Origin of the sequence: Mumia sp. ZJ430, from assembly GCF_011751845.1 — a bacterium.
Classification (GTDB): domain Bacteria; phylum Actinomycetota; class Actinomycetes; order Propionibacteriales; family Nocardioidaceae; genus Mumia.
Genome location: NZ_JAAHFK010000001.1, coordinates 602,526 through 615,209, shown reverse-complemented (window position 1 = coordinate 615,209; position 12,684 = coordinate 602,526). Strand labels below are relative to the sequence as shown.

The following is a 12,684-nucleotide window of genomic DNA, read 5'->3' as shown; positions in this document are numbered from 1 at the left end:
CCGTCGGTGCGGCTCAGGCTCCAGGCGGTCGTGCTGACGTCCGCACTCGTCACCGCCGGGCTCGCGAGGCCGGTGTGCTTGCCAGCCACCGGTCGAGACTACTACGGTGCGAGTCACCAGTCGGTCTGACCAAACCGCTAGATGGATCGTCGTACCGGCCGGGCGCTCGCAGCTCGCGGGCGGACGGGGAGGGACCCGTCGGACCGACAAGGAGAAACTAGGATGCGCAAACCTCTGATGAAGAGGCGGACTGCGGCGGTGCTCGGGACGGTGCTCACGGTGACGCTGGCTGCCTCCCCGGCCGCCGGCCTCGTGATCGCTTCCGAACGCAGCTCACCACCCGGCCTGACCGGCGTCGAACCAGCCGGGGCGGACATGCCCACCGTCGGCGGGAACCTGGGCAACCAGCACTACTCGAGCTTGACGCAGATCAACAAGCACAATCTCGACACGCTCGGCCCCGCATGGCGTACGAACGTCTCCGCGGTCGCGCCGGCCTCCGACGACGTCGGGCAGCAGACGACGCCCATCGTGGTCGATGGCGTGATCTACACCGACACTCCCAGCGGCGGTGTGATCGCGATCGACGGCAAGTCGGGTGACTCTCGGTGGAAGTGGGAGCCGACCGGCTTCCCGGCAGCCGGCACACGCCGTGGCGTCTCGGCCGGCGACGGCAAGATCTTCACGCTCGGCAGCGAGCGGGTCGTCGCCCTCGACCAGAAGACCGGCGAGCAGGCCTGGGTCGTCGAGCCCAAGGGGCCGAACGGCGAGGATCTCGGCAACATCGACCGCGTCGCGACCGTCTACCACGACGGCATCGTCTATGCGCACGCAGCCAACGGCGATCGCGCCGCCGTTGTCGCGCTCGACGCCAGCGACGGCACCTACCTGTGGCACTTCTTCGGCGGTCCGGACCGCGGCGCCGTCTTCACCGACGTCAACGGGAACTCCGTCGTCGCTGGAGACACATGGGGTCCGGGGCTGCCCGACGGCACCGACTGTTCACTCGAGGGCGGTTCGACGCCCTGGATGCATGGAGCCGTCGACCCCGAGCTCGGCATGTACTACATGACCTTCGGCAACGCGCGGAGCTGCAACAGCTCACAGGACGGTTCGAACCGGCCGGGCGACAACCTGTTCTCCAGCACGATGGTGGCCGTCGACATGACGACCGGGGCGTACAAGTGGCACTACCAGTCGATCCGTCACGACGTCTGGGACATGGACAACGTCCATCCGCCGACGCTCGCCGACATCAAGGTCGCCGGGAAGAAGCGGAAGGTCGTCTTCTACGGCAGCAAGTCCGGACACCAGTTCGTCCTGGACCGCACCAACGGCAAGCCGGTGCTCCCCGTCGTCGAGAAGCCGATGATCACCGACTCCCGCCAGAACCACGCGGCGACGCAACCCTTCCCCAAGGAGAACCTGCTGCCCGAGTGCGTCGTATGGCAGAAGCTCGAACCGAAGAACATCCCCGGCGACCCGTGGCGAGGCGTGCCGAACTACAACGGCTACCAGCCCAACGAGGATGGTCGCCTCGTCTTCAACCCGGACAGCTACGTCAAAGCAGACGAGCCGTTCCTGACGTACCCGAAGGGGCAGGATCACCGCGAAGGCTGCATGTATGACCCCCAGTGGGACCTGCCGATCCTGTCGACCACCAGCCCGAACGGCGGCGGCGACTGGTCGAACCACTCGTACAGCCACCGGACGAACCTCGTGTACTTCCCGTACGGGACCAACCCGGTCGCGCACTGGAACGGGGCCAGCTCTAACGGCCAGAGGGCGATCGGCCAGTACCAGACCGGCGGCATACTGGCGTACGACGCGTCGAGCGGCAAGGTGAGGTGGAAGAACCACCTCGGCACGGACATGGCCCACGGCCAGGGTCCGCTGACCACGGCGAGCAACCTCCTGTTCGTCGGACAGGCCAGCGGCAACCTCCTTGCGATGGACGCCACCAACGGGAAGGCGCTCTGGGACTTCCAGACCGGCTCGGGCATCGCAGCCGCCCCGATCACCTACGAGATCGACGGTGAGCAGTATGTCGCCGTGCTCGCCGCAGGCTCGACCAACCCGTACGGAGGCTCGGTCACCCAGGGCGACTCCCTCTGGGCGTTCAAGCTCGGCGGCAAGTACACGACCGAGTCCGGCAGCCAGGAGGGCCCCGACACCGCTCCGCTGACGATCCGCCGGCCCGTGCAGGGCAACCCGGTCGAGGGCGACACGGTGGACAACACCGTGCTGCTCGGTCGTGTGGACCGCACCACGGACACCGCCGCTGCGCAGGACAGCACCTCTCAGCGCGGGATGGCGCCGACGCACCTGCGCGTCCCTGTCGGGACGACCGTCACGTTCCGCAACCCGGGCGCGGAGACCTTCCCGAACTTCCCGAACAAGCTGGAGCACTGCGCAACGCAGTACTTCGAGGGAGAGTTCAACCCGCGGCTCAAGCCGGGCGAGACGTACAAGCACACCTTCGACCGGGCGGGCGAGTACTTCTTCAACGACTGCACCGATCCGCGCCCAGCGGGCAAGATCGAGGTCTACCTCGAGCCCCAGGACCGACCGGGTGCACTGACGTTCGTGCCGAGCTCGCTGCGCCTCGGGTCGGCGACGGGGGTCTTCACCGGCGTGCGCGGCACGGTCACCGCCGTGCTCGACGTGCCGCGCGGCTACGTCTACGACGGTGACGCCGTTCTGCTGACGCCTCTCTCGAAGACCCCGGTCAAGGCGACGAAGGTGCGCACGGTCGCGAGCGCCTGGCCGTGGAAGGGCACGTCAGGAGGGACGAGGCTGGTCGTCCAGTTCGACAAGGCCGATCTCGACAACAACGTGCCGGAAGGTCGCGACGTGCCGCTGACGCTGGTGGCGAACTTCCTCAGTAAGGGGGTACAGAAGCAGCTGGCCTCCACGACGGCCGCACTGGTCGTCAAGTAGCGAACCGCAATGGGTTGCCGGTCATGCCTAGCGCATGTCCGGCAACCCATTGCCGTCTAGTGGATCTACCGATCCACTTCGTGAATTAGGTCACGGCAAACCCTTGCGGGGAGTCAGAGCTCGCCGCTAACCTCAGGTCCATGCAGTGGACCTTTTAAACCATCTAATGGAACGGAGTCCCTCATCATGAGAGGCAAACTCACCGCCGCCCTGTCGGCCGTCACGAGCGCGGCGGCCACCGTCGCAGCCGTCGCGGCCTTCAGCCCGGCCGGTCACGGTCACGGAGGCGGCTCGACAAACGCCGAGGCGATATACACCGACGCGATCACCGACTACGGCGTCTGCCGCGGGGTCGACCCGGAGTGCTACAACGACTGGGGCAACGGCTACACCGAGGGCGAGACGAAGCGGATCCTCATCTACAGTCGGACCGCAGGCCCCCGCCACGCCCACCTCGGGACACCTCTCGCCCCCGGACTCAATCCGCCCCTGGGCGAAGACAACGTTGCGCAGCGCGGCCTCAAGGCGTGGGCCGAGGAGCAGGGCATCACGGTCGACTGGACCGAGGACGTCAGCCGCTTCTCGGGCCTCAGCAAGTACCAGGCCGTCGTGTTCTTGAGCTCCAACCGTGACACGCTCGACGACACTGCCCAGACGAACCTGCGTCAGTACGTCCGCGGCGGCGGCGGGTTCGTCGGCATCCACAATGCGTTCGGCGCCGAGTACAACTGGCCCTGGTACGAGGGCCTCCTCGGCGGGACGAACTTCTACGATCACAGACCGAACCGGCCGGGCACGGTACAGACCCTGGACAGGAAGGACGTCTCCACCAAGAACCTCCCACGCACGTGGGCGTTCACCGACGAGTGGTACAACCTCGAGCCGGTCCCCAGCTTCGTACGCGAGCTCGCCAAGGTCGACGCCAAGACGAGCTCGACACCCGAGCGCGCGTCCGGCCACCCCGGCCACGGCGACAAGCACCTCGTGAGCTGGTGCCAGTACTACGACGGCGGAAAATCCTGGCTCACCACGCTCGGTCACGACGTCGCCGCCTGGACCGACGCGCCGCTGGAGGGCGACGCGTACTTCAAGGACCACGTCGTCCACGGTCTGCTGAGCGCGATGGGGGTGGAGCCCTTCTGCAAGTAAGGGCGGTCGGTCATCCGGTGAAGGCCGGGCGCCTTGTCCAGGCGCCCGGCCTTCGACGTGTCGACATCACGAACCGACCCGCTCTACCGACGTTCGTCGAGGGTGAGCCCCGCGCAGGGGCAACGACCGCGGCTGCACGACTCCCATGCCGAAGCCGAGTCTGAACGCGGAACGGAACATGAGGTCGGTGTCGTGCCGCACCGAAGAGCCGCCAGGCCACGATGAGCAACCCGGGCCGAGGGCCCGCCCGAGCGAGGCCCTGAACGTGTACCACCCCAAACGGGAGTCCAGCGCCGACGCACCGGTTGGCGACGAGCGTCTGTTGACTCCGACAGCATGAAGACGCCGGTCGATCCCGCCACCACAGCCGCCCCGACGAGGGGCGCGAGCGCGAACGTCCCACCGACCACACTCGAGCCCGTACGCCGAGACCGTCAGAGGCCGAGGTAGATCCGACGCACGGACGGGTCGTGCCTCAGCTCGTCCGCGCGCCCTTCCATCTGCACGGCACCGTTCTCCATGACGAGGCAGCGCGAGGTCGCCTCGAAGGTGAGCCAGGCGTTCTGCTCGATCAGAAGGAGACTGATGCCGCTCTCGCGCAGACGTTGCAGCACCGCGAGCACTTCGCCCACCAGCTTCGGCGACAACCCCATCGACGGCTCGTCGAGCAGCAGGATGCTCGGCGACGACATCATCGCGCGCCCGATCGCCAGCATCTGCTGCTGGCCACCGGAGAGCGAGCCTGCAAGCCGCGTCCTCATGTCCGCGAGGACGGGGAAGAGGTCGTAGACCTGCCGCAGCACGTCCGCGGTCCCGCTGTCGCCCCGCTTACGCGAGAACGCGCCGAGCTCGAGGTTCGCCTCCACGCTGAGCCCACCGAAGACGTGCCTGCCTTCGGGGACGTAGCCGACACCGTGCCGTACGACGTTGCGCGCCTTGACCTTGGCGAGGTCGACGTCCCCGAGACGCAGACTGCGTGCCGAGCGTGGCGCGAGCCCCATGAGCGCACGCAGCGTCGAGGTCTTGCCGGCACCGTTCGCGCCGATGATGCCGACGCACTCGCCGGGAGCGACGGCGAACGACAGGTCGTCGACCGCGACGACCCCGCCGTACCTGACGGTGAGGCCGTCGACGACCAGCTCGGCGGGACTCAGCGCGTCGGCACGCGAGCGGAAATCCAAGTCCGTCATCGTGACAGCTCCTCGTGCTCCGCGGGCGCGTGCTCCGCGCTCTCGATGTCGGCTTTGTCGGGCACCAGATCGGCGAGCTGCGAGACATCGCCCAGGTACGCCTCGATCACTTCGGGGTTGGTGACGACCTCGGAGGGAGGGCCGTCCGCGATCACCTTGCCGCTCGCCAGGACCGTCACCTCGTCGCAGAGCGACATCACCAGGCCCATGTTGTGCTCGACCAGGATCACGGTGACGCCGCCGTCACGGATGGCGTGGACGATCTCACGCAGTTGCCCGACCTCCTGCCCGTTGAGACCGGCCGCCGGCTCGTCGAGGAGGACGACCCGCGGATCGGTCGCCATCGCCCGTGCCAGCTCCACACGCCGCTGGATCCCGTACGGCAACGACGTCGGCGTCTCGTCCGCATACTCAGAGATGCCGAACTCCTCGAGGAGCTGATCGGCCCTCTGTCGCAGCCGCTTGTCGGTGCGTGCGACGCCCAACGGCCAGAAGACGTAGCCCACCATCGAGGCCAGCGTGCTGCGGTCTGCCGCGACCATGACGTTCTCCCGCACGGTCAGCGCGCTGAACAGGCGAAGGTTCTGGAACGTCCGTGCGATCCCCCGACGGGACAGGGTTGCGGCCCCCAATGACGTGACGTCGTCACTGTCGACGAAGAACTGCCCCGCGGTAGGCGTGTAGAGCCCGCTGATGACGTTGAGGAGCGTGGTCTTGCCCGAGCCGTTGGGGCCGACGATGCCCCGGATCTGACCCGCGTCGGCGGTCAGGGACACATCCTGCAGCGCCTTCACGCCCTTGAAGTGCTTGCTGACTCCATCGATCCGCACGACGGCAGGCGGGCGCTCCCGCGCCGCAGCCTGCGCCTCGGGGTCGACCCGGAACGGCTTGATCGTCGCGCGGTCGGCAGGCTTGCCTCGCCGCAGCGCCCTCACTCGGTCGGGGATGCCGGCAAGCCCGGTGGGAGCGAAGACAACCGCCAGGACGACCACGGTCCCGTACCCGAGCTGGGCGTAGGTGGAGAAGTCGATGAGCCACTCACGGGCGAACGAGAGGACGACCGCACCGATAACACAGCCGATGATGCTCTGACGGCCACCGATGATGACCATGGCGAGGAGGAGGAACATCGTCGCGAGGTTGAACGACTCGGGGGCCACGTAGCGGATGAGCCCGGCATACAGCACCCCGGCGACGCCGCCGTACACGCTGGCGATGCCGAACGCGACGATCCGTAGCAGCGGCACGTTCGCACCGAGCGCACTCGCGGCGATGGAGTCGTCCCTCATCGCCTTCATGCGGCGGCCGAGGCGGGTGTGCGAGACGAAGAGGGCGAACGCCAGCGCGAGGACGAAGACGACGACCTCGAGGTAGTAGTACAGGTACTCGCTGCTGAGGTCGATCCCGAGCATCGGCGGCACCGGGATCCCTGAGATCCCGTTCGCGCCCTGTGTGACCGACGCGTTCGTCACCCAGCTGGTGAAGGCGAGGGCCAGGCCGAGGGTGACGATGCCGAGGTAGTGGGACTGGACGCGGAGCGCGGGGATGCCGACGACGAGCCCGGCGAGCAGGCTCGCCAGCACGCCGAGGACCGCGGCCGTCCAGAACCCCCAGCCCTGAACCGTCGTGAGGATGGCGACCGTATAGGCACCCACGCCGAAGAAGGCCACCTGCGCCAGGTTGATCTGGCCACCGAGCCCGAGGGCAACGCCGAGCCCGATCGCGAGGAGAGCGAAGATGATCGTGACGTCGACGACGTGAATCTGGTATGGCCCGACGGTGTAGGGCAGCAGATACAGCAGCACGGCCACGACCGCCAGGGCCGGGATCTTGATCTTGATACTCATGCTCGGTTCACCGTCCGCTCTCCGAAGATGCCCGTGGGCCGGATCATGATCAGCATCGTGAACACGACGAACACGACGAGCTCGGAGTAGCCCTCGAACTCGCCGGCGGCGAAGGCGTCGAGGATCCCGATCAGCAGGCCACCGACGATGGCGCCCTGGATGTTGCCGAACCCGCCGAGGATCGCGGCCGCGAAGCCCTTGATGCCGAGCGTGCCGCCGAGCGACGCGTTCACGTACAGGAGGGGTCCCGCGAGGCTGCCCGCGATCGCGGCGAGACCTGCGCCGATCGCGAACGCGATCGCGTTGCTGCGACCGACATGGATGCCGACAGACGTCGCGGCGTCAGGGTCCATCGCCACCGCCTGCATGGCGGTGCCCATCTTCGTGCGGTGGAGGAATGTGACGAGCGCCAGCGTCGCCAGCGCGGCCACGACCAGGACGACGATGCTGTAGGTACGGATCTTGATCCCCGCGACGTCGAGCGGGGCCGCGTCGATCGGAGTCGGAACAGCGCGCCCCGTGGCACCCCAGATGATGACGGCGAGCGCCTCGAGCACGATGCCGAAGCCGATCGTCCCGATCAGCATCAGGTCGAAGTCCCTACCCTCGAGGGGGCGCAGAACCCTCTCGATCACGAGACCGAGCAACGCCGTGATGACGACGGCGATCGCAACGGCGAGCGGGAAGGGGAGGTTGGCGGTCATGTAGAAGGTCGACGCGGTGAAGGCGCCCACCATGACCACCTGCCCGTGCGCGAAGTTGACGAGCCCCATCGTGCGGTAGACCAGCGAGAAGCCGAGCGCCACGAGCGCATAGAGCGCTCCCAGCGTCAGTCCACCCATCAGGGTCTGGAGTGCGACTTGCATGCCGATCCTTTCGGGGTACAGCCGTTCGGCGTCGGGCTTGGGCGGTGACGTGCCGTGCTGCGGGTCGGTCGTGAGACCGCCCCGCAGCGCCGGGCTCTTGTCACTGCACTGCCGTCAGCGTTCCTCCGTGGATGGTGCCGACCTTCGTCTCGTGGATCCCCACGCCCGACTCGTCGAACTCGAAGGTGCCGAGCAGGCCGTCGTACGAGATCGAGCGGATCTCGTCAGCGAGCTCCTTGCCGCCCTTCCCCCCGGTCGCCTCGAGCGCCGTGAAGAAGATGTTCGCACCGTCGTACGCCTTGGCTCCGTGCATCTCGGCTGCCTCGCCGTACTCCTCCTCGTACGCCGCAGCAAACTTCTTCGACGCGTCGTTCTCGTCGTTGCTCAGGTACGGGGTGCTGACGATCGTGCCCTCGGCGTTGTCCTTGCCAGCCGTCTCGACGTACACGTTCGTCGCGAGCGGCGCCGCGCCCGCGAACACCGCCTCGATACCGAGCTCGCGGGCCTGCTTCGCGACCAGGCCGGCCTGAACCTCTTCGGCACCGATGAAGAGGACGTCGGGCTTCTTCGACCGGATGTCGGTGAGGATCGAGCTGAAGTCCTTCTGCTCCGCGGTGACCACCTTGTCGTGGGTCGGCTCGATGTCCCGCGACGCGAGCGCAGCCTTGAAGGCGTCGTGCTCGCCGGTGCCGTAGCCGCCGTTGTTGGTGACCATGGCGAAGGATTTGTATCCCTTGTCCTCGACGAGGTACCGAACCAGTGTCTCGTCGTACGTCACGCTGGTCGGGCCGTTGAGGAACTGGAATGGGCTCCCCAGCTCCGAGATGGCCGGAGACTGGCCCGAGGTGATGCTCGGGATCTCCGCCTGGCGCAGGATCGGGTTCATCGCCTGCGTCACGGCGCTCTCCGCCGTGCCGAACATGACGACGTAGTCACCGCTCGTGATCTTGCGCGCGATCGACGTACCGGTGGTCGGGTCGCCCTGGGAGTCGTACACGGTCAGCTTGAGCTTGCGCCCGTCGATTCCGCCGTTCTTGTTCCACTCGTCGACGGCGAGCTCCACCCCTTTCAGCTCCCAGGCGCCGAGCGCGCTGAGCTGGCCGCTCTGCGCATCGGCGAGGGCAATCTTGATGTCGCCGGTCGTCGAGGCGTTCGAGTCGTCCTCGCCTGGGGTGCCGCAGGCAGCCGTCGTGGTCAGCAGGATGCCGGCCGCGGCGGCCACCATCAGCATTCGGGTTGGGGTCATGGGTGTCCTCACTTCTTCGTGTAGGCAGCCGGATCAGGCGAAACGGCCGTGGTAGATGTCCTTGATGTTCCAGTGGCCCGGCGTCGGCACCGGCTCGTTGACCATCGCGATATCGATGACGGCGGGCCTGCGGTTCGTGACCGCCTGAGCAAGCGCCTCGGAGAAGGCACCCGCCGACTCCGGGCGGTAGCCGTCGGCGCCGCACGCCTGCGCGATCACCGAGAAGTCTGGGCTGTAGGGGTTGCCGTCCGGGTCTTGAAACTCACAACCGAACGATGCGCCGAAGTTCGACGCCTGCAGGTCGGCGATCGTGCCGTGCGCACGGTTGTTCATCACGACGAAGACCACCGGTAGCCCCTGCTCCACTGCCATCGGGAGTGCCGGGAGCTGCGCGCTCATCCCCCCGTCGCCGATCAGGGCGACGACGACCTTGTCGGGTGCGGCAACCTGGACGCCCACGGCGGCCGCCGGACCGAATCCCATCGTCGAGAGTCCTCCGGGGGTGATGAAGCGGCCCCGTGGCGGCAGGTCGTAGCACTGGGCGACACCATTCTTGTTCCACCCCACGTCGGTGACGAGGATGGCGTCGTCCGGCAGACCGTCACGCAGGTCGCGAAGGATCCGCTCGGGGCGGAGCGGGAACGCGTCGGAGGCACCACGGTCGCGGCTGTCCTCGAACAGCCGGGTCCGTGTCGACTCGATCGCCTCGCGCAGCCCTGCACGGGGACGCCGCTCGGGACAGGACTGCCTCAACTGCGCCAGAACGGCCTCGACGGTCTGGGACGCGTCGGCCACGATACCGACCTCGACCGGGTAGTTGCGCCCGATCTCGGCAGGATCGAGATCGACCTGGACGAGCTTTCCGGGCGGGAGCCCCCACGTGTAGCGGTCGTCCCACGAGCTCGAGTCGGTCTCGGCGAACCGGGTCCCGAAGGCCAGCACCACGTCGGCCTCACGGGTGTAGTCGTTGGTGAGCTCCAACCCCCAGAAGCCCGTCATACCCATAAGGAGCGGGTGCCTGTCCGGCACCGTCCCCTTGGCCATCAACGAGTGTGCGATCGGGATGTCGAGGTGTTCAGCAAGGGCGATCAGTGCCTCTCGCCCACGCTCGGTCCGTAGCCCTCCGCCGACGTAGACGAGCGGCCGCTCCGCCGAGACGAGAAGGTCCGCGACCCGCTTCGCCTCCGCCTCGCCGACTCCGGGCGTCGTCGACACCGCCACGACCGGGTACGCGTCGGCCGTCTCGAGGGCGAGGGGCCGGGAGAACATGTCCATCGGCACGTTCAGGAGGACGGCACCGGGCCGTCCTGAGGTGGCAGTCCAGAACGCCCGCTCAGTGAACCTAGGGAGGTCCTCGACCCGCGTGACATTCCAGACCCGCTTGGTGAACGGCCGGTAGATCGCCCCCTGGTCGCCGTCCTGGTGCAGGTTGACCTCCTGGTGCGGGTGACGACCGAGGTAGTACGACGGCACGTCGCCGCTGATCGCGATCAGCGGGACGGAGTCGAACGCGGCCGTGGCGACGCCGGTGACGCCGTTCATCATCCCCGGGCCCACGTGCATGAGCACCACGCCGGGCTTGCCACTGATGCGGGCGTAGCCGTCGGCGGCGTGGGCGGCGGCCTGCTCGTGACGGGCGATCACGAACGTGATCGAGCTGCGGCCGATCGCGTCGAGCAGGGCGATGTTGCTGTGACCGCACGTGCCGAAGATGTACTCGACGCCGTAGCCCTCGAGCTGTCGGACAAGGACGTCCGACGCTGTCACGACCGGCCCACCCGCGTCGTCCTGGGCGGTGCCGGCTGATGTCGTCGTGGTGGTCATCGATGCCTTTCGGAGGGGTCGCGTGTGGGGATCGAGATGGTCATCGCTCTTCTCCCCAGATCGTGTGGTCGCGGATGATGAGGGTCTTGACCGACGTGTAGTCGTCGATCATGTGAGCGGGAGACTCGCGTCCGAAGCCGGAGTCCTTGACGCCGCCGAAGGGAATGTGGTCGAGGCGGAAGTTCGAGGAACCGTTGACGATCAGGCCACCGACCTGCAGCTCGCGCCACGTGAGGAGGATGCGGTCCATCCGCTCGGTGAAGAGCCCCGCCTGGAGGCCGTACCGGCTGTCGTTGCACTGGTCGATGACCTCCTCGAGGTCGTCGAACGCCATGACGGCGATGACCGCTCCGAAGGCCTCGCTGGTGACGAGAGTCGCGTCGGCGGCCGGCCTGGCGACGACGGTCGGCGCGAGGGTGGCACCGTCGCGAGTGCCACCGCACACCAGCTCGGCACCCCCGTCGACTGCGTCAGCGACCCAGCGCTCAACCCGCGCAGCGGCTGCGTCGTCGACCATCGACCCCACGTCGGTGCGCGGATCGGCCGGATCGCCCACGACCAGCTGCGCGACCTCTTTCCGCAGCCCGTGGAGGAACGCGTCGAGGACCGACGAGTGAACGTAGATCCGCTGGACCGAGATGCAGCTCTGGCCGGAGTTGGAGAATCCCGTACGGGCGCAGATCCGTGCCGCCCGATCGACGTCCGCGTCGTCACAGACGATGGTGGCCGCGTTACCGCCGAGCTCGAGGACGAGCGGCTTCGCCCCGGCAGCGCGGGCGACGGCGTTGCCGGTCGCGACACTGCCTGTGAAGCTGATGACGGCGACCTCCGGCGCGGCGCACAGGGTCGCGCCGAGCATGCCGTCGCCATGGAGGAGCTGCACGGCCTCGGGCGGCATGCCTGCCTCGAGGAGCAGCGCGACAACGCAGGCCGTGGTCGCCGGCGCCTGCGGCGGGGACTTCACGATGGTCGTGTTGCCCGCGGCGTACGAGGCACCGAGCTTGTGCGCGAGGAGGTTGGCCGGCGCGTTGAACGGGGTGATCGCCAGCGCGACACCCAGGGGCGCACGGAAGGTCATCGCCGTATTGCCGACTCCGTTGTCGTAACCAGCGACAGGAAGGACCTCTCCTCCTATGCGTCGCGTCTCGTCCGCGCACACGGCTAGCGTGTCGGCGACCCGGTCCAGCTCGCGTCCGCCGTCGGAGACAGGCTTGCCGAGCTCACGGGCTATCACCGTGGCGATCGCGTCGCGGTGCACTCGTGCGAGCTCGCTCGCACGGTGCAAGACACGGGCCCGGTGCGCCGGTGAGTAACGAGCCGCCGCGCGCGCACCGGCTGGGCCATTCGCCAGCGCCCGCTCGACGATCTCCGGCGTCGGCTTCCACGCGACCGTCACCGTCTCCCGCAACCACGGCCCGGATCGTTCACATGCCTCCCCGTCCTTCGTCCAGGCTCCGCCCACGTACGACGGCGCATCCATGACACGTCCCTCTGCCGCGGCGCTGAGAATCTGATCGAGCACGCCATCCCCTTCATGGACCACTAGTCGGACCTTCTGGACCGCTGTGCGGTCTTGGGGTAACGTAAGCCGTGAGGCAGGCCACTGGCAAGCGATCGACCAC

Annotated in this window: 8 protein-coding genes; 2 read left to right on the top strand and 6 right to left on the bottom strand. The window is 67.8% G+C overall.

Annotation, left to right across the window (positions count from 1 at the left end; all coding sequences use genetic code 11):
* Positions 1-222 precede the first annotated feature (222 nt).
* Both HCT63_RS02955 and HCT63_RS02950 read left to right on the top strand, forming a co-directional pair.
* Positions 223-2,940: a PQQ-binding-like beta-propeller repeat protein gene (locus HCT63_RS02955; RefSeq protein ID WP_167001308.1), complete on the top strand. Its 2,718-nt coding sequence runs from the start codon at positions 223-225 to the stop codon at positions 2,938-2,940.
* A gap of 186 nt (positions 2,941-3,126) precedes the next feature.
* Positions 3,127-4,089, top strand: a complete 963-nt coding sequence (locus HCT63_RS02950) for a ThuA domain-containing protein (protein ID WP_167001307.1) — start codon at positions 3,127-3,129, stop codon at positions 4,087-4,089.
* A gap of 434 nt (positions 4,090-4,523) precedes the next feature.
* Here the strand turns inward: HCT63_RS02950 and HCT63_RS02945 are convergent, their stop codons facing one another.
* The 6 genes from HCT63_RS02945 to HCT63_RS02920 form a co-directional block, all read right to left on the bottom strand.
* The gene (locus HCT63_RS02945; RefSeq protein WP_167001306.1) at positions 4,524-5,279 is read right to left on the bottom strand and encodes an ABC transporter ATP-binding protein; all 756 of its coding nucleotides are present in this window, start codon (positions 5,277-5,279) and stop codon (positions 4,524-4,526) included.
* Positions 5,276-7,126: a branched-chain amino acid ABC transporter ATP-binding protein/permease gene (locus HCT63_RS02940; protein WP_167001305.1), complete on the bottom strand. Its 1,851-nt coding sequence runs from the start codon at positions 7,124-7,126 to the stop codon at positions 5,276-5,278. The genes HCT63_RS02945 and HCT63_RS02940 overlap by 4 nt, the downstream gene beginning before the upstream one ends.
* Positions 7,123-7,992 (bottom strand): branched-chain amino acid ABC transporter permease, encoded by an 870-nt coding sequence (locus HCT63_RS02935; protein ID WP_167001304.1) that lies wholly within the window; start codon positions 7,990-7,992, stop codon positions 7,123-7,125. The genes HCT63_RS02940 and HCT63_RS02935 overlap by 4 nt, the downstream gene beginning before the upstream one ends.
* A gap of 100 nt (positions 7,993-8,092) precedes the next feature.
* Positions 8,093-9,238, bottom strand: a complete 1,146-nt coding sequence (locus tag HCT63_RS02930) for an ABC transporter substrate-binding protein (protein WP_167001303.1) — start codon at positions 9,236-9,238, stop codon at positions 8,093-8,095.
* Positions 9,239-9,271: 33 nt separating this feature from the next.
* Complete coding sequence (locus HCT63_RS02925) at positions 9,272-11,062, bottom strand: thiamine pyrophosphate-binding protein (protein WP_167001302.1); 1,791 nt, start codon at positions 11,060-11,062, stop codon at positions 9,272-9,274.
* Between the two features lie 40 nt (positions 11,063-11,102).
* Positions 11,103-12,584, bottom strand: a complete 1,482-nt coding sequence (locus HCT63_RS02920) for an aldehyde dehydrogenase family protein (protein ID WP_167001301.1) — start codon at positions 12,582-12,584, stop codon at positions 11,103-11,105.
* Positions 12,585-12,684: the final 100 nt, after the last annotated feature.